Origin of the sequence: Caballeronia concitans (assembly GCF_001544615.1) — a bacterium.
GTDB classification, from domain to species: Bacteria; Pseudomonadota; Gammaproteobacteria; order Burkholderiales; family Burkholderiaceae; genus Caballeronia; species Caballeronia concitans.
Genome location: NZ_FCNV02000026.1, coordinates 1 through 19,637 on the forward strand (window position 1 = coordinate 1; position 19,637 = coordinate 19,637).

Annotated in this window: 12 protein-coding genes and 6 pseudogenes; 13 read left to right on the forward strand and 5 right to left on the reverse strand. The window is 55.4% G+C overall.

Annotation, left to right across the window (positions count from 1 at the left end; translation table 11 throughout):
• Positions 1-837: 837 nt before the first annotated feature.
• On the forward strand, positions 838-1,227 hold the full coding sequence (locus AWB72_RS27800) for a surface-adhesin E family protein (RefSeq protein WP_087129122.1): 390 nt from the start codon (positions 838-840) through the stop codon (positions 1,225-1,227).
• A gap of 89 nt (positions 1,228-1,316) precedes the next feature.
• Here AWB72_RS27800 and AWB72_RS28735 read toward each other — a convergent pair whose 3' ends face one another.
• Entirely contained in the window at positions 1,317-2,069 is a 753-nt protein-coding gene (locus AWB72_RS28735; protein ID WP_143754708.1) for a hypothetical protein, read from the reverse strand.
• 338 nt (positions 2,070-2,407) lie between these two features.
• On the opposite strand from AWB72_RS28735, the pseudogene AWB72_RS29860 reads away from it, so the two are divergent.
• The 8 genes and pseudogenes from AWB72_RS29860 to AWB72_RS27840 all read left to right on the forward strand — a co-directional run.
• A pseudogene (locus AWB72_RS29860) lies at positions 2,408-2,509 on the forward strand (DUF2950 family protein); the annotation flags it as partial.
• Between the two features lie 195 nt (positions 2,510-2,704).
• Complete coding sequence (locus AWB72_RS27810; protein WP_159459415.1) at positions 2,705-3,391, forward strand: H-NS histone family protein; 687 nt, start codon at positions 2,705-2,707, stop codon at positions 3,389-3,391.
• A gap of 1,426 nt (positions 3,392-4,817) precedes the next feature.
• Positions 4,818-6,170, forward strand: a complete 1,353-nt coding sequence (locus AWB72_RS27820; protein WP_087129129.1) for a tyrosine-type recombinase/integrase — start codon at positions 4,818-4,820, stop codon at positions 6,168-6,170.
• Complete coding sequence (locus tag AWB72_RS27825; protein ID WP_143754710.1) at positions 6,160-8,142, forward strand: hypothetical protein; 1,983 nt, start codon at positions 6,160-6,162, stop codon at positions 8,140-8,142. Before AWB72_RS27820 ends, AWB72_RS27825 begins: the two co-directional genes overlap by 11 nt.
• Complete coding sequence (locus AWB72_RS28740; RefSeq protein ID WP_143754711.1) at positions 8,139-10,343, forward strand: hypothetical protein; 2,205 nt, start codon at positions 8,139-8,141, stop codon at positions 10,341-10,343. The genes AWB72_RS27825 and AWB72_RS28740 overlap by 4 nt, the downstream gene beginning before the upstream one ends.
• A 30-nt stretch (positions 10,344-10,373) precedes the next feature.
• Positions 10,374-10,853 (forward strand): hypothetical protein, encoded by a 480-nt coding sequence (locus AWB72_RS27830; protein ID WP_087129132.1) that lies wholly within the window; start codon positions 10,374-10,376, stop codon positions 10,851-10,853.
• A 232-nt stretch (positions 10,854-11,085) separates the two neighbouring features.
• Positions 11,086-11,943, forward strand: a pseudogene (locus AWB72_RS27835) (IS110 family RNA-guided transposase); the annotation flags it as partial.
• 850 nt (positions 11,944-12,793) lie between these two features.
• Positions 12,794-13,144 (forward strand): IS4 family transposase, encoded by a 351-nt coding sequence (locus AWB72_RS27840; RefSeq protein WP_244285786.1) that lies wholly within the window; start codon positions 12,794-12,796, stop codon positions 13,142-13,144.
• 93 nt (positions 13,145-13,237) lie between these two features.
• On the opposite strand, the pseudogene AWB72_RS27845 reads toward AWB72_RS27840, so the two are convergent.
• A pseudogene (locus AWB72_RS27845) lies at positions 13,238-14,094 on the reverse strand (IS110 family transposase).
• A gap of 154 nt (positions 14,095-14,248) precedes the next feature.
• On the opposite strand from AWB72_RS27845, the gene AWB72_RS27850 reads away from it, so the two are divergent.
• Positions 14,249-14,647: a sigma factor-like helix-turn-helix DNA-binding protein gene (locus tag AWB72_RS27850; protein ID WP_087129134.1), complete on the forward strand. Its 399-nt coding sequence runs from the start codon at positions 14,249-14,251 to the stop codon at positions 14,645-14,647.
• Between the two features lie 250 nt (positions 14,648-14,897).
• Here AWB72_RS27850 and AWB72_RS27855 read toward each other — a convergent pair whose 3' ends face one another.
• Positions 14,898-15,935 (reverse strand): IS110 family RNA-guided transposase, encoded by a 1,038-nt coding sequence (locus AWB72_RS27855; RefSeq protein ID WP_087129135.1) that lies wholly within the window; start codon positions 15,933-15,935, stop codon positions 14,898-14,900.
• A gap of 130 nt (positions 15,936-16,065) precedes the next feature.
• Here AWB72_RS27855 and AWB72_RS27860 point away from each other — a divergent pair.
• Positions 16,066-16,488, forward strand: a pseudogene (locus tag AWB72_RS27860) (IS21 family transposase); the annotation flags it as partial.
• Positions 16,489-16,706: 218 nt separating this feature from the next.
• Here the strand turns inward: AWB72_RS27860 and AWB72_RS27865 are convergent.
• Positions 16,707-17,120 (reverse strand): annotated as a pseudogene (locus AWB72_RS27865) (DNA/RNA non-specific endonuclease); the annotation flags it as partial.
• 171 nt (positions 17,121-17,291) lie between these two features.
• Here AWB72_RS27865 and AWB72_RS27870 point away from each other — a divergent pair.
• Positions 17,292-18,341 carry an alpha/beta fold hydrolase gene (locus AWB72_RS27870; RefSeq protein ID WP_096030996.1) on the forward strand — a complete coding sequence of 350 codons (1,050 nt, stop codon included), beginning with the start codon at positions 17,292-17,294 and terminating at the stop codon, positions 18,339-18,341.
• A gap of 388 nt (positions 18,342-18,729) precedes the next feature.
• On the forward strand, positions 18,730-19,344 hold the full coding sequence (locus tag AWB72_RS27875; protein ID WP_040053700.1) for a GNAT family N-acetyltransferase: 615 nt from the start codon (positions 18,730-18,732) through the stop codon (positions 19,342-19,344).
• A gap of 80 nt (positions 19,345-19,424) precedes the next feature.
• Here AWB72_RS27875 and AWB72_RS27880 read toward each other — a convergent pair.
• Positions 19,425-19,637 (reverse strand): annotated as a pseudogene (locus tag AWB72_RS27880) (porin); the annotation flags it as partial.

Here is a 19,637-nt window from a genome sequence, read left to right on the forward strand (position 1 = left end):
CCGCTGACCCACTTCGCTATCACACATCACGCGCTCTACCACCTTACTCTGAGGGGCGTCGTTCGCGGATCGCTTACACACAAGTTGTCGCCGTGCTCAGCGAAACTTGCGCCGCATCTGCCATTGAAGCCAAGCGTAATGGAAAGAATCATCACGCTTGGCGAGGCGTCGTTTGACGGTCCTCGTCGGCTATTCACCCAACACCACCCCGTCATTTATTCCTGGATCAAATTCAAGCTGAGTTTGACAATGTTAGGGTGGGAAAGAATTGGGTTCCCATTCTCGTGCATGGTATTGGCACGAGACGGGCGCTGCAGGCGGCAGCTGGCAAGGTAACTAACGGCGCTCGGGAGGTTACAGGCGCGCCGCGGTCAGCGACTGTCCGTGCGAACGCGCCCATCGTGAACGGCGCCGCAGTCGCGATGTGTCGGTTGATGACCGCAAGCCTGACGGGCGGGCCGCATCGTGATCCGCGCTTCGAGACATCTACGTATTAGCACGCCTGCATCATTGATTAGCGCCAAAGGACGCTTCTTGATACCTTGGTCAAATAGGATGACTGGTCGTTGGTCATAAAGCTGAATGCCCTATTTCTACCTGTCCAAGGAATCGAAAGAATTCGTCCGCGAGAGAACGCGCTCATCGCCGAGTCGCTAGGGCTGATGGCCTCAACTTCAGAGTCGAATTGGCCGGTTCTCGCGCTTGGCGGGCTGCTCTCGCCGAGAGGCCCGACTGAGCCGTTCGACACGACTCTCGGGGACGGCCCTTAAAATGCGCCCTAAACTCTCAACGAGTACTGCCGTTAATACGGGTCCTAGCGAAAACAAAGGAATCGAAATGCTGAGACATTGGGTGATTTTCGGCGCAATGGCGTGCACAACCAACGGCGCCTTCGCCGAGAACTGGGTGACCGTCGATCCGAACCCTAACCGCACAATCAGCGTGGACCTTGATACGATCGTGACCGATGGGGCCTATCGGAAGGTGTGGGTGCGCTCCGACTTTCGCAATGGAATTTTAAACGTACGAGGCGGCGAAGGCGTTGGGCGAACCATGATTCGATATACCATTAGATGCTCAGATCACGAGTTCTCCACCGGTCAAATGGTTGTCTACGACCACAACTACAGGCTAAAAGATTCGGTCGAAGGCTTACCGGACAAGTTCGAGGAACCTGTGCCCGGCTCATTCGCCGAAAAAATGATCATCGCGCATTGCCGTAAATGAAAGCGTCATTGAGCTACCGGTTCGGTGTTGAGTTTCCCCGGCCGGTCGGACAAGTCCGGGAACAGCCCGGACGCATACGGACGAAGCCGTCAATACTCGGGGTTGCACTTTCCGGTCGCTGCCCAGTAAAGGACGAGGTCGAGATCGGTCGGCTTGTCTTGCCGAAAGCTCGGTCCGCGACGAATAACCTCCGAGACGTTTTCGTCTACCGACGAGAAGTCGTGGAGACTGCAAGGTGCTTTCTTCGGTGGCCGACCGTGCAGAACCAGCGAGTAAAGTTCATCGCCTTTTTGGTCACCTTCACGAAGGGTCTTGACCGGCTGCACCGTAATCGCCGCCACGGTGATGTGCTGCCGTGCTAGGACCTTTTGCAGTGGCTCCCCGGTGTATGTCTTGAACGGAGCCAGAGCAGTGGCAATATTAGTTTGGCCGTCGATCGACTTCGCGTCAGCCATGACCAGACAGTCAACGTAGTATGCAGACCGGGCGCCGTCCGGTGCCATCTGCTTCGCGAACCCTATGTAAAGCTGCTTCATGAGGGTCAGGACCGTGGGCGGGTCAATGCCTTCGCCGTTTCCGTCAAGGAGTTCATTGAACGTCGTTTCCGCAGGGACTCCCGCGCTACGGGCCGCTGCTATCTTGTAGGCAAGCGCACCGACACGTCGGCACCTAGCCTTGGTTGCGTCGTCTGGTTCTGTGTCTGCCGTGTTGCTTACGCTGCTCGAAGAGGCCGAAGAAGTGCTGCTGGGTGCGCTTTCAGATGACGTGCCCGTGGATGCCGGCCCGCTATCGCAACCAGTCAACGAAGCAGCGAGCAGCAGGACGCAAAGAAACTTGTTCATGGTGTTGTTGTGTAGTTCGACATATCTGTTATCGGCGCTGGCTCACAATACTTGAGTCAGCGCCTTCAGCTCGGGTGATGCTGCGACAGGCGTCACTCGGCAGCCGCAGCACGACAAACCTAAGGAAGCGATTGAGCCGAAACCCCGAGTCGCAATCGGGTCCGTTTCTAGTCGACGTTTCGTCAAGTCGGAGCGTCGCGTATATCGGCGTCGTCTGGGACGATGATTTCAGCGCACTGATCCCGCCTGCGGGCCGCTCAGTTCCGCGCAAGTTCCTGCGCGAGTGGAAACGTCGCACACGGTCCATCTGACCGGCGGCGCACCCAGCTGAAATCGCGGTGGGCAAGGACGGATGGACGCTTCCCATCCCGCTGCTGACGACGGCGCAAGGTTGGCACTTCGACATTCATGCGGGCGCCGCAGACGTGCGTCTGTGCCGTGTCGGGGCAACGAATTCGCCGTCATACAGACGATGCTCGCGATTTACGATGCACAGCTCGACATGCATCGACCTATCACGGCGGCATAACCCTCTGAATCTAATGGTAAAAAGCTTTCGAAAAAAAACATCCTCGTTTGACGAATCCGAATTGATGCGGCATCGTCCGTCCCATCACAAACCTACGGAGAAGTTGATGTCCACGTTGAAAGCATTAAAAGCCAAGATTGCGAAGCTTCAGGCGCAGGCGGATGAAATCCGCAGATCGGAAGCCGCAATCTGCCTTCAAAAGATTCGTGATCTGATGGAGAGGCATGGCCTCACGCCGGAAGACATCGCAGAAAGCTTTCGCGAGTCGCCGACGACTAAGCAGCCGATTCCCGCTAAAAAGACAAGGGCGGTAACAAAACCGCCGGCGCTGCGGACCGGACCCGCGAAATACCGTGATCCGAAGACAGGCAGGACGTGGACTGGTCGCGGACGCGCGCCTTTGTGGATTGCGGATGCTGAGGATCGGAGCGCGTTTTTGATGAAACAACCTTCAGTGACTAAGCCCGGTACCGAGCGGAAGCCAAAGGCGAGCGACGGCGTGCGCGGCAGTCAGAAGCCTCGGTATCAGGATCCGAAGAGTGGATCGACTTGGAATGGAAGGGGACGCGTGCCGTTTTGGCTGTCCGCTGTAACGGATCGGACAGACTTCTTGATCAAAAACGCCAACTTGCTTCCAGGAACCACCAACCTGGCTCCTGCGCTGGAAATCGCCAAGAACACTGAGGCTGAGGAGTTGCACGCGGAAGCGATCGTTCTCGCCGATTCGTCATTGGAGAGCAAAGCGGCAGGGGGTGCGGACCAGCATATTGAGGCTACGCTGGCACTCGCGTGATTGGCAAATGCGAAACGCGCGACCCATAGACACCGGGACGTTCGCCACTAGTTGTCGTCGAACTTCGGTCTGGAACGACTGTGCTCATACTGGTCGTTTGGGAGACGGCGGGCTCGATCGGTCAACGGTGCCCCTTTCCGTGCAAGGAAACATTTCAATGGCGAAAGATGCCGACTTCGGCAGTTTCAGCGCGCCAGACGGGCGCTGTCTCGGGTGAGTGCTCTCAGCGGGCGGCTGTATCCGAGCTACATCCGCGTGTGTGAACTTTCGCCGTTAAGGAGCCAAACCGTTTTCGGCATAAAGGCGCCCGAGAGTTCTCGGCGTTTAGGCGCCGCAAGCTTTGCGTGCGGAGCATGCTCAACAGCTCGGGGGTGAAAGTCCCCTATCCAGCCACGGTCAACTCTAGGGCGTGAAGAATACTCAAAAACCGTCAAAACGTGGCATGCTCCGATCGGTTACAAACCGTTACATTTTGTTCCGGCCCCATAAAATTTTTCACGACTTATTCGCAAGTTCGACGATTTGTATATTAATGAATAGCAAGATGTCAATACCGTATGAAGATCAAACGGTAAAGAAGACCCTGCGAAAGCGCTGATTCGAAGAATGTTTGAGCGCCCCCCGCAGTGTGTCTCAGTTTTGCCATGCAGCTTTTGATGCCGTAGTCTGCGTTTAGACGGTTGTTGAGGATCCCCAAACTGAAGACGGACGATCTGATCTGATCAGTTGGGACACGCTCTTTGTGTATGGAGAACGCTATGTCGCGCATGCGAGAAGTTGCTCTTGGGATATGCTCGTCGACGAGGCAGCCGACGTGTATGTCGCAAAATGTAGTGCGAGGCTTCCGTTTGCTTGATGCTATGGAATGCACGATGGGAGTTCGTCGGCAAGAAGTCTTGGACTTGATCGTGGACGGCGAGTCTCCTCAAGATTCCGACTCTTCTGCCCAAGTACGCATGCCTCGTCCACATCCGCGGATGCTGGATCACAGTTCTCTGTTGATGACACTGTTCTATGTGAAAAACAGTATTGCTGCTCTCGAACATCAGTTCTTGGCTGACCAATCTAGAACGACAAAGGCGGTACCCGGAATTCTACGCGATGCTCACGACTTGTCAGCAACCGAATTTCTGAGAAGTCACCTGTGTTCGCTCGACATGCAGATTTAGGACTGAGACCGCATGGTTACTTTCCGACTGGCTTAGGTGTCTTCCTGAGCATCATTGTTATGAGGTCAAGTCCGCAGAGGTGGTCAATAGTCCTTAATATGTAAACAAGAGGGCCCGCATGTAAAAAAGAGGGCCCGCGGTGCAACGGTGTTACCCGAAGTTGGTGTCGCCGTTAAGACATCGACAGTTGGCGGAGTCAAAGTTGTTCTACCTAGTAATTTTCATTTGAATAAGCGTCTTCGCGTGCAACTCATAGCATGAATCCAAGTGTATATCTGGCTGCAGATTTACATCGCAGCTCGAAGGAGGAGAGGGATTTGCGCGGCTGCGGTGGAGACACCGTCTGGAGCGAGGTCGATTACGCATTACCTGCTGGATTTCCTTTCATCGTCGATGACGATAATCTGGTCGTATTAGAGGATGTATTGCTGTACTTGCATGCGACGTTCATTAAAGCGACGGGAGCAGGCCTGGCGAAACATCGACGACGTACGTCAATGCACAGCGTCCATGCCGCAGCGTATGATCTAGTCGATTTTCTTCGGTTCATTGTTTTTCGGATTGCCCAACGACAGCCCGGGATTGTGATTAGCGAGCCCCAAGATAGTGGGGTAGATCATTTTCATCTCCCGAAGTTTTCGTACAGCGACGTCATTGCATATCGCGATAATCTCTACACACGGATAAGCAAGCAAACCCATGAGCCGCTTGCCGACCAGACCTGCGGGAGACGGGTTTACCGGGCGCTTCATTACGCAGATTGGCTCGCGAAACGCGGACGTCTTCTTGACGAAGATTCACGACCGGACATAGTGGTGGTTCAAACGAACGATAAGGATTATTTCGTTAGAACGTTAACAGAGCAAAGTTGGCGGGGCTTACAGAATCGTCTAGGGCCACTCCCGTCGCAGCGCTCAGAGTATGGGTTTCCCTCCAGTCGTCCTCGTCTTACTGCCGAGTTATCGCTCAGTACCGGACTTCGCGTCGACGAAGTCGCCCGGCTCACGATACATCAGATATTGAGCCTTCCTTACGACAGTCAAGCAACGCCGGAAAGCAAGGTTCCGCTGCGCGTAACCCGAACAAAGCGCCTGAAGCCTCGGACCGTCGAGCTACCAATGTACCTTCTGTACGAACTGCAACTTTATATCGATGGAGAGCGACGCGATGCATTGCGTGAGGCCGAGAAGTATTGGTTACGCGATGATTCGCGTCGTCCATCCGCGCTGTTTCTCAACGGGACCGACGCGCATCAACACGCCGGAAAGCCAGTCAAAGCAGATGTCATCTCGGACGACTTCCACCAAGCATGCTTACGAAACGCGCTCACTTCCGTGCGGGAAAAAATCGACCCTGAATCGGGCGTCACTTACTTCACCTCCGTAGCGCAACACCGATTCCACGATCTGCGACACACATTTGCCGTATGGATGTATTTATCAGAAAAGGCCAGCGGCAATGCAGAACCCTGGAAACAAATTCAGACACTATTAGGTCACACCAGCTTGAAAACCACAATGGACATTTACCTCAAAGTCGTGAACGTCGAGCGCCAAGCCATTAATGCATCCGTCTTTGATGCTACCCGGCGGAGTTGGAATGGCGACTAAGAAACAACGTGCATCTACGACCTATCAGCGAATTGGGCCGACTGATCGCTCTCTTACAGAGGAATCGAAGCATGCTTTGAATCGACTTCGAAATGAGGGCGACACGCGGGTGGTGCGCCTCGACGAACGGGTACTGGGCAGTGAGCGTGCTGGTCCGGTCAGCGACGCCGACTATATCATTACGTTCCCAAAAACAAGCCGGATAGCTAGAGCCTTCACGATTGATTTAACTTTCCTGTTGCCCCTTAGGAATTTTGCTGAGGCCATCCGCGATGGCCATCTCGCAAAGCTAGGGCCTCGTCCTAACAAGAATACAGCAGTTGCGTATACAAAGGATCTCAAAAATGGTGTCGTTGCCTTCTTACTGCAGAATGGTTATACACTAATCGGAATAACAGATATTGATACGAAGTTGCTGACCGAATATGAGGTCTGGTTAAATCAGTCTAAGGGCGACACCGCGCGTTGGAACGAGGCAACACGCACGACCCGCTATCTCTATTTTCGAACCATATTGAATTGTCTAAGGGACACGAAAAAGTGGAGACGTTACGTACCAAACAATATAAGATTTGTTAGTAATCCATGGCCGGACGGAAGAAGCGCTACTAAGCATAAGTCTTCTATCGACGACGACCTCATGACCCGGATTCGGCTGGCGAGCATCAAGGATATAACGACTAGCGTTGAACGGCGAAACACGCTTCTTGCGTTCGTTGAAACCATGAAAGCGGAACTGAACCCGAAAAAACACGTTGAGCCGGGGCTATCTAAGCTCCGGAGCAAAGACGATGAGAACCTCCTCGATATATGCTGTTTGTTGCAGCAGGATCCAGCGAAACGAATGGAGGACCTTCCAAGTTACCTTCGCACTTTCATAGGCAACTGTTCCTGGAGTTTCACTCAGATCAGGGATGCTTTTTATCCTTCTGCTCGTGGACTTATACCATTTGTCATATTGGATGCAATCGCCTCGGCCTATAACGCAAATACTGTGCGCGAAGTCCGACTCGATGATTTCCATTATATTAGAGATTTGTCCCCCACTTTAGCGTGGGAGGAACGCGACGCCGGCGACGAGCCCGAGCGCAAGCACGACGCCGAAAACATGGTCGCCTCAGCCCTTATGATGAACGCGTTAAAACCCCGGGCTGGAAAGAGACAGCCAGTGTATTTTCCGATAGACGAAGACTATGACAATCCGCATTTCATCTTGCAGTTTGTCACTGAGTGGACGAACAAATTGCGGTTGCTTGCCCGCGGGCCGACCGCGCAAAAGCTTTTCATATTCTATGCAAAAGTCAAAGTCGTCTCATCTTTCTCCGGTGCAGATGGACTGACCGACCCGTCAACAGCAAACTACGCGCTCAGGCGTTTTAGAGAAGATCATCAACTCGAGTATTTCACGTTGGATAATATTCGACCAACTATCTTAGATCTGGCTTTCAGATTATTCGGTGGCGATATCCGGCTTGTAGGCGCTCAGGCGAACCATGGAAATGTAGACACTACGTCTGGAAGCTATCAAACCGAGGGGGAGAAAAGGCGCCAATTTGAGCGACTCGGAAAGCTTGCGGCCGTCCGTAATCGCTGGCGCGAAACAGCCGGCACAATCGACCCCAGGGATCACACCGAAGAATTCGACCGCGACTGTGCGACACCTGGTTGGACTTGCTTGGATCCATACGACAGTCCGTACTCCCTTAAGGGAAAACTTTGCTCGAGTTACGGGATGTGCCCTGCGTGCCCCCTCGGAAATGTGAACCTCAACTCTCCCCTGTCTTGCGCTTATACGTTAGCGTTATTGGATGCTGTAAATACCGCGCAACAATCGGTGCATCCCAGTAGCTGGATAAAGCGTTGGGGACCTATACAGCAGAAGTTGATTCATAAATGGGTTCCGAGTTTTTCTAGTCAGGCGATAAAGCAAGCAAGACGTATAAACCTTCCACCTATGCCGAGCCCGGAATGAAAATTGCAAACCTTGCGGCGCCTTCCCCCGTCATCGATTTCCAACCACAAAAGAGTTTATATTTATTGCCTAATCCTGGCGAGAATATGGTTTCCCCCTGGTCCAAATGGAAGGATCATCGATGGAAGCTGCGAGAATCACTCACGTTAAACTGGGAGAGGAGGCTTTCGAACGGAACGTTTCTTACGGATCATACAAACAATGTTCTCCTCGATTCTTTCCGTCGTTACCTGTACTCGTGTATGTACGATCGGCGTTGCGGAACGCCATTATCACCTATGACCGCTCAATCCGACCTAGGTGCAATCAGCTGGATCGCTGATTGGATGACTCGTCGCTCTCACAACGACTTTTCAACGCTAGATCGCTACGCGTTTGGACAATCTATCGACGATTGGCTATCGGACTACCTTGCCGGTAAGCTTGACGAAGGTGAACACGAGCTGGGAGCGGAAGAAGCTGGTAGTCCTGATGACGATGAAAAGCAGGGGGACGAGGTCCAAGATGAATATCCAGACGGGTTCGACCGGATGTACCGAATTATAAATCTATGGAAAAGACTGTGGGAGCAAACCGCCGAGCTGCGCGCGTCGAGGATCAAAGTTCTTCCCGAGGATCCGCTACAGGGAAAGACAGCGCTTCAGGCGACGAAAGCGATATTTGACTTCGTACGCAATAGAATTCCGCAGCTTCCTGACGAGGTGGCGCTGCCTATTATGAACGAAGCGCATAAGTGGGTAGAAGAACGTGCTGAGGACATTATTCGCTTGAACGCACATTGTTTTACTTTTTTTAAGCGGTATGATTCAGGAAATGCTCCAAAGAAGCCTCGTGGCTATCTGTCAAAAAAAGAGTGCGAGCGGTTCGGTGAGTTCAGATTTTCGAAAGATTCCCAAACTAATGAAGCGTGGCATCCTCCGGTCCGCGCTGAAGTCACGAAGCGCGAAGGGAAGAGGCCGCGCTCGGTTTGGTGGGTCCCTTCAACGTTAGTTAGGAGGTTGGTTGACGACCTCGTTGCCGCATGCTCCATCGTTATTTTTAGTGAGTCAGGAATGCGGCCTGGAGAAGTTGCGTCGATTCGTGCGTCCACTAGTGCCCCTGACCCTCGCGGTACACATAGTGAAATAAGAATTGCGCTGTCTATCAGCGGCTTGAATGAACTGTTTATGTTGAAGGCGCTCGTGAAAAAAGGACGAAAGGAAGCTGCCGAAGTGGAATGGTTACTTGGGGCACGACCGGTCGGGTCAAACTTTATCCCAGGACCCGTAAAAGCCGTTCTGGTGTTGGAGCAACTATTATCGCCTTGGCGCGCTTTGAGGGGAGGCGAGGTATGCAAATGGCTTTTCATTACTAAGAAATCAGGAGTAGGTCTACCTATGAGGAGCACTGCAGTTACGCGTGGGCACACCTCGAATATGAGTAGATCGCAGCGCGGGTTCATTGCCCGCCATGTGGACCTCTCAAAATTACCCGATAGGAGTACCCTCGGCGAGGATCTTATTCCATATCGGGTTTCCGAAGGCCGATGTCTTCTCCTGTATCAATGGCGCAAAAGCTACGCGATGTATGTAATACGAACAGATAGGCGTATGCTACCGGCTATCGCGACGCAATTCAAACACATGTCGGTTGCTATTACCGAAAATGCTTACGTTTCTGGCAACATTGAGCTCCTGCGCGAGCGGGAATCGCAGCAGGCGAGGGCAGCAGCATCATTTATGTTTCGACGGGTTGTTGGATCAGAGCCATGTGGAGGGCGCATCGCCAAGCTTTTTGACACGTATGCAGAGTTGCTTCGCGAGGTGATTGGCGATTCTTCTGGGCAGGATGGTATCGCGAGACTTCAAAACTGGTGCGAGCAGCGGGGCATCCGAGTGTTCACTTCCGACCATGGAAAGTGTTTCATCAAGATAGCGCCGAAAGAATCGAAATGTCATGAGGTAAGTGGTACGCTTCACTGGAGTCTTACACAACCTAATTTTTCGACGCGGGAACCAGACCTGTGCTCGGGATGTGCATGTTTCGGTGTCGATTTGGAGCATGGACCATTCTGGATAAATCGCTATATCCAGTGTGAAACCGCGTGGCAACATGCTAAAAGAACCGGGTTAACGGCCGGCTTTCGTGTAATTCAGGAGCGGGCGTTCGTCGCAGCTAGTATGTTGAGAGTGCTGAAGATCGATCTTCCACAAGTCAATTGAATGTAAGCATGCAAGATGGAATAATGAACGATGACTGCTCAAAAGTCACGCGTCGAACAAGACCTAGTGGACGCGTTTGAACGGCTGAAAAATGGTACTCCGAAGGATCCGCGCCTTGCTAAGAAGGCTAAGATTGGGGGGCTCCGAATTAATCCTTCGACAGTTGCCCAAGAGGCGGGGTGCTCACGGACCTTGATCGGACTTGAGGATTGTCGTTATCCGACAATTCGAAAAAGCATCCTTGAGTATAAAGATTCGGTGGCTAAGCCGGCATCTTCGTTTGAGGAGATCAATCGCGAGCTTAGGCGCGAGAATCATACTTTGAGAAATGCAGTCGCAGTTGCTGCGACTCGAATCGCCGCCATGATACTTCAGAGGGACGAAACCGTAGCGAAAGCCAAGCAAGATGTGGACGAAGTGAAGCGACAGCTGTCTCACGCGCTAGAGGGAAAAAAGGTCAAGGCGAGTGCAAACGTAAGTCCGATATCGGCTACAAGGCATGGCTCCTGAGTGAACCAGAGGGTAATCATGAGCAAACAGGAAGAAGCCTTGCAGTGCCGAGTGGAAATTGGTTCGAACGGCGACGGGCGGCGCAAATATGACGAGTGCGCGAAGCGCGAGCTGATTCAGAAATGCCTCAGAGACGGAATCAAAGAGACACCGCTGGGGGCTGTAATGATGGCCAGCCGGCCCTCCAGTGAAGGATATGCTCGGAGGGATTCTCCGACCACGGAGGCCAATCATGAACGACGTGACCTTGGTAGGCATCGACCTCGGCAAGCATTCGTTTCATCTCCACGGGCAGGATAGGCACGGGTGCCGTTTTCCGCAAAAAACTACCGCGCAAACAGCTCATGCTTTTCTTCAGCAATTTTCCACGTTGCACCGTTGTCATGGAAGCATGCGCAGGAGCCCACTACATCGCCCGCAAGCTGTCCGGCTTCGGACACCAGGTCAAACTGACTTCGCCACACTATGTGAAACCGTTTGTGAAGGGAAACAAGAACGACTTCATCGACGCAGAAGCCGTCTGCGAAGCTGCATCTCGACCATCAAGGCGCTTTGTCACTCCCAAATGAGGCCCAACAAACGGTATCCGGTCTGCACCGCGTCCGATACGCCTTGGCCAAACAGCGCAAAGCAACAATCAATCAGATTCACGGGTTTCTGTCGAAATTCAGTATCAGCCTCCCGGTCGGCAGAGAGGCGATTAAGAGCCTCCCCAGCCTTATCGTTCAACATTCGCTGCCGGTGCGGTTCACGGATCTACTTCAACGCTTACTTGCTCATTTTAAGTATCTGGACGAGCAAGTGCAGTCTATCGAGAAGGAACTCCGTATCGAACTGGCCGACGATGAGTGTGGGCAGCGGTTGCTGACGATTCCTGGTATTGGCCCGATCACCGCAAGTGTCCTCGCCGCTGATCTTGGCGAGGCCCACCATCTTGGATGGGCTCGTGAGTTTGCCGCATCAATCGGCCTCGTGCCGCGCCAATACAGCACAGGCGGCGTAGGCGAATCTGCTGGGCATCAGCAAGCGGGGCGACAGTACACTCCGACGGCTGCTGGTCCAATGTGCAAGAGTGATCATGCAACATCTCTGGGCCGGCCCCCGCAAACACCGGACATGCGGCAACGCTCAAATTTTGAGGTAGTCTTCTGAGCGGGTAGGGCCACGGCGTCGCCGCCGCAGCCTCCCCTAAGAACCGTACGTGCAAGTTTCCCTGCATACGGCTCAAGCATCCCGAAGTCAACTCTACGAGTGACCGGCGCCAAGTTACCAGCGCCTGCACATTGCAATGTCGAGGTTCTCCCGCCGAGGCGGAGGGCGCAGACACCGCGAACGGTGCTCTCTCATGCTTCCCTCTGTGGAGTCTTTCGACCACTCTGTGCCGGGACACCGGGCGGAAGTCTGCCCGATTTCACGCGGGATGATATTGCAACCCCTATCGGGGCGGTTACAGCCCAGCATTTGCTTTTTCCGCCTTCTCATACCCGCACGGTCAACAACTCGCCTTACGGCTTGTTTGCCTCGAGGGCAACCGTACGGGCTTACCACGTTCCCGTTTCATCACACGACTGAGTAAGGGCCTGCCTCTTTGCCGGTGGCACTGGTGACGGCGTATCGTTGCATAGGAAAACGATATCCGGCCACGGTTTTTGGACCATGCCTGACAGCAGCTTTGGCATGTTGCTTCTGACGACGTTTATCAGCAGTTCACATACGTTACCCAACTCAGCCAGCCTAGCGCCTTAGCCCCATCGCTGCTCGGAGCCTCCACGCAACACCTCGCCGTGCAGCGTGCTTACGGGCTACATTGTCGGAGCGGCTTCGAACATCACCGTTACCAGCGATGCACGCGCTCCTAGGCTACCGCCGGCCGTACGGCGGGTCCCCTCCCGGACCATAGCGACTGTCCGGTTGGACCGTGATGAAACGATGAAACGAGCATGCATTGCGACGGCAATCTCGATCGCTTTGTACGCGCGACCGCGCTGTTTGCCGTCATCGCCTGGCGCATCCTGTATGCGACCCTGCTCGCACGGGCCGACGCAGACCCGTCGTGCGAAGTACTGCTGCAACCCGTCGAATGGCAGGCACTGTACAGCCACACACATGGCACCACGAAATCACCAAAGCAAATTCCGTCGCTGGGGCAGGCCGTCCTGTGGATCTCCATGCTCGGCGGCTATCTGAATCGCAAGCATGACCACCCGCCCGGCCCCACGGTCATGTGGCGCGGGTTCCTGATATTGCATGAGATCACGAAGATGTACCGCCTCTTCAGGCAAAACGAATAGCATGATCAGTCAACTTGTGGGTAATCCTGAGCATTCAAACCAGTGGCTGTGGCTCCATCCGTGGAACGGGGCTTGCCGGTCGTCGTCGTAACGCTATGCGAAGCAACGGGTCATATCAAACGGCTTGCGCTCCTTCGGCATATGGAAACACGCGCGCGCCAGCTTGTGGGCCAGGGCCTTGCGGGCGACGACCGGACTGGTTTTGGCCTTCTTGCGCTCATAGAAGCGCCGGGCCGGATCGCAAAAGCGTAGCGCGAAGTTAGCTGCCTCGACGAACGCCCAGGCGAGATACTTGGTGCCGTTCCTATGGTTGCCTTCCCCTTTCTTCTTGCCGTTGCTTAGATGCTGGCTTTCCACACAGCGGGCGTAGGAAGCGAAGTGGCCAGCGCTGGCGAAACGCTCGATCGAGCCGATTTCCAGCAGGATAACGGTGGCAAGGGTAAGGCCAATACCAGGCACGGTCATCAGCAATGCATACTCGGGTCGAAGCAGGACTTTTTCCCGAAGACGCTTTTCCAGAATCTCGATCTGGGCAGAGAGCGTCGTAATGACCGCGACGTTGGGCTGAAGGGCGAGTGATACGTCCTCTGGCAGACGCAACTGCTCGATGGTACCCCTGTCCAGCCGCTTGACTTGGTTGCTGGTAATTCTGTTGCCATGATAGCGGGCGATAATTTTCTCGACCGCGAGAATGTGCTGGCTACGCGTACGCACGAGTTGTTGCCGCTTGCGTGCGAGATCGCGCACCATGCGTATCTCGGGTGGCAAGATGGTGCCTTCTAGGTCGATTCAATGACGACGCCTGCAAGTTCGTCCTTGCACGGCGAAAGAAATGCCAGGATCCTCGCGAGATCGTTCGTCAGGCGCTTCTCTGCGACAACGCGATCAGTCTCATCGATCACACTCACCACGCTGTTGTTCGAATGCAGGTCGATTCCGCTATATTTCATAATGGGCCTCCTTGCGGGCAAAGTGCTTGGCAAACTCACTTTACCCCCGTCGCCTGCCAAGGCGGCGGTGGGAGGCCCGCCATGATTTTCAAAACGAACAGGGATTCCACGCGAAGCGAACAGCAAGGTGCTGTAGCAGCGACGCGGGTCAACGATGGCACGCTCGACAATTTTGTCGGGAGTGCCGGATGGCAAACATCAGTTGACCATGCGTAAAATTCGTGAAGTCCTTCGGCTGCACTTCGACTGCGACTGCACCCATCGGGAAATCGCCCAGGCCATCGGCACGTCGACCTCGACCGTGTGGCAATACCTGCACCGGGTGAGACTGGCCGGCCTGGAGTGGCCGTTGCCAGCACAACTGGCGAGCGACGACGCGGCACTCGAAGCCCGGCTGTATCCACCGCCCGCGCCACGCGCGCTGCCGCGAGGCATGCCGCACTGGCCGACGATACATCGGGAGATCGGCAAGCCGGGCGTGACGCTGGAGCTGCTGTGGCAGGAATACAGGGCCCAGCATCCGGACGGATACGGCTATAGCTGGTTTATATGAACGTCTCCCGTTTGTGCAGGTTTTCGTGTGTTTTGGCAATCAGGGTGGGTTGCAGGTTTATATCCGGCCTTTTTGCAGCCAGATACGCTGCGGGCCCCTATGAAATCCGCTGACTCACACCTCATTTCTGCAACGAGCTCGAAGCTCCTCCAGCTATTCAGGTTTGGCGAGTCCCGGTCCGACCTGGCTTGTCATCACATGCGATTTCCTGCGCAACCTTTCGACATATCGTCGTTTAAAAGTTAATCTCCTACGTAGTCGCAACCGTTGCTGCCGACTTCACGCTGACATAGTCCTTCTTGTATGACCGGTCGTGGGCCAGGATGGCCCAAATCATTCGCGCCATCTTATTGGCGAGCGCAACGATTACCACATTCGCTGGACGGCGCTTCGTGATCTGTTCGACCCATGGGCTGGGATCCTTCGCGTGGTACAAAACGCTTCGTGCGCCGTGAATCAGTAGCGTGCGCAGATAAGTATCGCCGCGTTTCGATATACTGAGCAAATTCACCTTTCCACCCGAGCCCGACTGTTTCGGTACGATCCCGATGCAGGCGGCAAACTCGCGGCCCGATTTGAATGTCTTTGCGTCGCCCACAGTCGCAACCGCAGCAGTCGCGATCAACACGCCCACGCCCGGGATTTCGGCAATCGCGTTGACCGACTTGTCCTCCTTCATCCATTGCCTGAGCCGCCGCTCGATCTCGGCGATCTGCCCGTCGAGTTTGGCCAGACCGTTCCACTGCTCACGCAACGTGTCGATCAGCACGGCAGGTAGGCGTTCGGCGACCTTGGCGAGTACGGCCGGTATCGCCTTGTCGAGCGCAGCGCGCCCCTTGGCCATCACTTCGCCGTATTCGGTCAGTAGTCCCCCGAGGCTATTGATCTGCATCGTGCGGAACTTGACCAGTTGCTGGCGCATACGGTGCAGCGCCAGTACGGCCTGCTGCGCTTCGGTCTTGATCGCCACCGGCTTGCCGGGTTGCTGCACGGCAAGCCAGATCGCCCGGGCATCGGCCGAATCATTTTTGTTGCGGATGTTGAAGGCCTTGGCGAACTGCGCTGGTATTAGCCTGACCTTATGCCCCATCTTGGTCAGTTGCCTTGCCCAATGGTGGGCGCCCCCACACGCTTCCATTCCGATGAGGCAGGGCTCGCGGTTCGCGAAGTGTTCAAGGAACTTTGCACGCTTGATTGGTTTGTTGACGATCTCGCCCGTTGCGCTATCCACGTAGTGCACCTGAAAGACTGCCTTGGCAATGTCAATTCCAACTGGCGTAAGTTTCATTTCAGACCTCCGGTTTGCCTGACGTGAAGACCTCTATGATCTTCCACTTCGGACACCCTGATGCCGTCGGCCCGCGCGCCACGTTCGTTCATTGCTCTTACCTGTCGCGGGTGGGAGACGTTCATATCATTTCTGCCGGGCCTATCAGGAATGGGCGCAGCGACTGCTGGTGACGATGCGACAAACGCACATGCCGGGGCAGAAGCTGTTCGTCGATTACTCCGGCAAGAAGCTCGGCATCATCAATCCGGACACGGGTGAGATCCGTGAAGCTGAGTTGTTCGTTGCGGCGCTCGGCGTGTCCGGCTACACATTCGCTGAGCTGACGTGGACGCAGAAACTGCCCGACTGGATCGGCTCGCATGTGCGCGCCTTTGCGTTTTACAACGGCGTAGCCGAGATTCTTGTCCCGGATAACCTAAAGTCGGGCGTGCTCAAGGCCAACTTCTACGAACCACAGATCAACGAGACCTACCAGGAGATGGCGAGGCATTACTCCACCGCCATCATCCCAGCGCGTCCAAGAAAGCCGCGTGACAAGCCGAAAGCCGAGCTCTCGGTACCCCGACCATCAAATTCCTCGCAGCAGCGCCAAAGAGCCAGCTCGAAAGTGAACGAAAGTCTTGGTCCTCAGATAATTCCAATCTGAACATTCGGCGTTTGGGCAATTACTTGATGCAGTGGTACGAGAAGCCTTGCTACTTCAAGGGTTGAGTGCTATCAGCGAACTTGAGAATCTCTGAAGGACAGTGAACAGAAAGTCGGTCGGCATATGATGTTCGCCAGCGAGAACGATTCGGCCATGCCTTTCTTCGTCGCGCGGTCGCCGGCGGGGCTCATGTGGCCGCGGTCGTAGCCGCTGCGCTTGTAGTCGTCGAGCTGGGCGCTGTCGCCGGGCGGCAGCCGCTTCTCGACGAAAAAGCGGTTGGTGCGCGTGTTGTCCTTGGCGTCGTCGACGCTTTTGGCCGTCAGATGTTCCGCCGACCACAGCGGCCCGTGCGTGATGCCCGAATGCAGCAGCGTGAAATCCGAGTAGCAGATTTGCTGCGCCGACGCGCGCATCTTCGGATTGGTGACGACCGGCGCGAGGCCGCCCGGGCTGAACTGCGGGCAGTCGCTCGCGACCGCGCTGATGCACACGGCGCCGAGTAGCGCGGCGACGAGTGCCTTGATGCTTGCTTGCATGCTTGAAAGTCCGAACTGAATGCGATGCCTGATTCCCGCCGATGCGACGCCTTCGAAGCGCCGTCCGCGAGGCGGCACAGTATAAAGGCTGCGTGCCGGCATCGAAACGCGATTACCGGCAGCGAGCTAGAATCGCTCGGCCCTCCATCATCTTGAAAAAGAAGAACGCCCATGACGCCCGGTTTCCTTCGATCGATGTTGCTTTCGTTCGCGTCGTGTTTCGCGCTGACGATAGTGCCCCATGCGTTCGCCGCCGATACCGCTCAGCCGCCCGCGAGCAACGACGGCCCCGCGTATGGCCCCGAGCTGCAGGGCTTCGACTATCCGTATCCGGTGGCGCGCTTCGCGTTCACGTCGCAGCGGCAGGTCGTGCGGATGGCTTACATGGACGTGCATCCGGCGCATCCGAACGGGCGAACCGCCGTGATGCTGCATGGCAAGAACTTTTGCGCGGCGACGTGGAAGCAGACGATCGATACGTTGCGCGATGCGGGGTATCGCGTGATCGCGCCGGATCAGATCGGCTTTTGCAAGTCGACGAAGCCCGAGCGGTATCAGTACAGCTTTCAGCAACTCGCGCGCAATACGCACGCGCTGCTCGCGGCGCTCGGCGTGAGCCGGCCGACGCTCATCGCGCATTCGACGGGCGGCATGATCGCGGTGCGGTACGCGCTGATGTATCCGACCGAGACGGAGCAACTGGTGCTCGTCAATCCGATCGGGCTGGAGGACTGGAAGGCGAAGGGCGTGCCGTCGATTTCGATCGACGACTGGTATGCGCGCGAGCTGAAGACGAGCGCCGACGGCATCCGCAAATACGAGATGAACACGTACTACGCGGGCCACTGGCGCGACGATTACGAGCCGTGGGTGCAGATGCTCGCGGGGATGTATCGCGGGCCGGGGAAGGATATCGTCGCGTGGAATTCGGCGCTGCTGTACGACATGATTTATACGCAGCCTGTCGTGTACGAGTTCGAGCAGTTGAAGACGCCGACCTTGCTGATGATCGGCGATAAGGACACGACGGCTATCGGTAAAGATCTGGCGCCGCCGGAGATTCGCGCGACGCTCGGCCGATATCCCGAGTTGGCGAAGCTGGCGAAGGAGCGGATCGAAGGGGCGAGGCTTGTGGAGTTTCCCGAACTGGGGCACGCGCCGCAGATGCAGGATCCGCAGGCGTTTCATAAGGCGTTGTTGGAGGGGTTGGGGGAGCGGTGAGTGGCGAAGGGCTGCTGTTTCGCTCCAATGAAATCGCTGTCAGGCTCTATTGCGAGTCGCCAACGACGTGACTGAGGCATGACTCTCACGGACATAATGATTCTTCGATGCGTTGGATCGAAGATGAAAGAGCGCAGGATTCAAATAGACGTAGAAGCAACACAATGACATCGAACGTGTTCCTTTTTCTGTTCAGGTATGTGTTCATTGCCATATTGCTACGTCATCGAGTGGTAAGCACCGGCGTAACGGCATTCAAGATGCCGGTTGGGAAACCTTTCCAATCCGCGCCACGACGACTCAGCACGGGACGAAGTCACGCGATACTTAGGATGAGTGCAGGCGGCGCCTGGACCCGCATCGCCGACTCAACACTTTCCAAACGGTTATGGACGACGCAACTCGACTCACTCTTTCTGGCAACACCATTCGACTTCGCGTTCTCGAACCCGCAGACGCGCCCGCTCTGATCGATGCCGCCGCGGACGGCGAACTCTGGAACTTGCGAGTGACTGTCGTACCGGGACCGTCGACCATCGGCCAATATATCTCGTCGGCATTGCGCGGGTATGAGGAAGGCCATGTCATCCCATTCGTCATCATCGCGCTTAATAGTGGACGCATTGTTGGCAGCACGCGCTTTTGGAAAATCGACAACGGCAACAGGAAGCTCGAAATCGGCCACACTTGGCTGAGCCAGTCCGCTCAGCGAACAGCGGTGAACACGGAGGCGAAATACCTTCTTTTGAAGCATGCGTTCGAAGTCATGCAGACCGTCCGGGTGCAGTTCACCACCGATGAGCTGAACGAGAAATCAAGAGCGGCAATCCTGCGCATCGGTGCAAAGCAGGAAGGCATCGTGCGTCATGAGCGAATCATGCCCGACGGCCGCAAACGCAATTCAGTGCGATTCAGCATCATCGATACAGAATGGCCCGACGTGAAGAAGTCATTGGAAGAGAAGCTGGCGCGCCGCACGAGCGCGCCGGGCGCGATCATCTAATCGCGCGATTAGCAGCGCAATCAGTATCACGACCGGTCATCCATCGTGCCGGTTTCACGCTTTCGGCTCTTTCGAAGGCATTAGAAGCGATGCCTCACGCCAACGGCCGCCTCGAGTTGATTGGTCGTCGAAGATGGAGCGGTGACGCCGTTGATCCATGCCACGCCCAATGGTGAGGTGCCGCTCGGACTCGACCGTTGCCACGCGCCCTGAATGTAGACATCGGTGCGCCGCGAGAAGCGGTAATCGGCCATCGCACTGACCTGATTCCAATGTGGAAGCCCGCCGCCGCC

Bases quoted from the DNA above. Each gene is read 5' to 3' on its own strand.
- AWB72_RS27800 (WP_087129122.1), top strand. From the start codon at position 838: ATGCTGAGACATTGGGTGATTTTCGGCGCAATGGCGTGCACAACCAAC.
- AWB72_RS28735 (WP_143754708.1), bottom strand. From the start codon at position 2,069: ATGAACAAGTTTCTTTGCGTCCTGCTGCTCGCTGCTTCGTTGACTGGT.
- AWB72_RS27810 (WP_159459415.1), top strand. From the start codon at position 2,705: ATGTCCACGTTGAAAGCATTAAAAGCCAAGATTGCGAAGCTTCAGGCG.
- AWB72_RS27820 (WP_087129129.1), top strand. From the start codon at position 4,818: ATGAATCCAAGTGTATATCTGGCTGCAGATTTACATCGCAGCTCGAAG.
- AWB72_RS27825 (WP_143754710.1), top strand. From the start codon at position 6,160: ATGGCGACTAAGAAACAACGTGCATCTACGACCTATCAGCGAATTGGG.
- AWB72_RS28740 (WP_143754711.1), top strand. From the start codon at position 8,139: ATGAAAATTGCAAACCTTGCGGCGCCTTCCCCCGTCATCGATTTCCAA.
- AWB72_RS27830 (WP_087129132.1), top strand. From the start codon at position 10,374: ATGACTGCTCAAAAGTCACGCGTCGAACAAGACCTAGTGGACGCGTTT.
- AWB72_RS27840 (WP_244285786.1), top strand. From the start codon at position 12,794: ATGCATTGCGACGGCAATCTCGATCGCTTTGTACGCGCGACCGCGCTG.
- AWB72_RS27850 (WP_087129134.1), top strand. From the start codon at position 14,249: ATGGCACGCTCGACAATTTTGTCGGGAGTGCCGGATGGCAAACATCAG.
- AWB72_RS27855 (WP_087129135.1), bottom strand. From the start codon at position 15,935: ATGAAACTTACGCCAGTTGGAATTGACATTGCCAAGGCAGTCTTTCAG.
- AWB72_RS27870 (WP_096030996.1), top strand. From the start codon at position 17,292: ATGACGCCCGGTTTCCTTCGATCGATGTTGCTTTCGTTCGCGTCGTGT.
- AWB72_RS27875 (WP_040053700.1), top strand. From the start codon at position 18,730: ATGGACGACGCAACTCGACTCACTCTTTCTGGCAACACCATTCGACTT.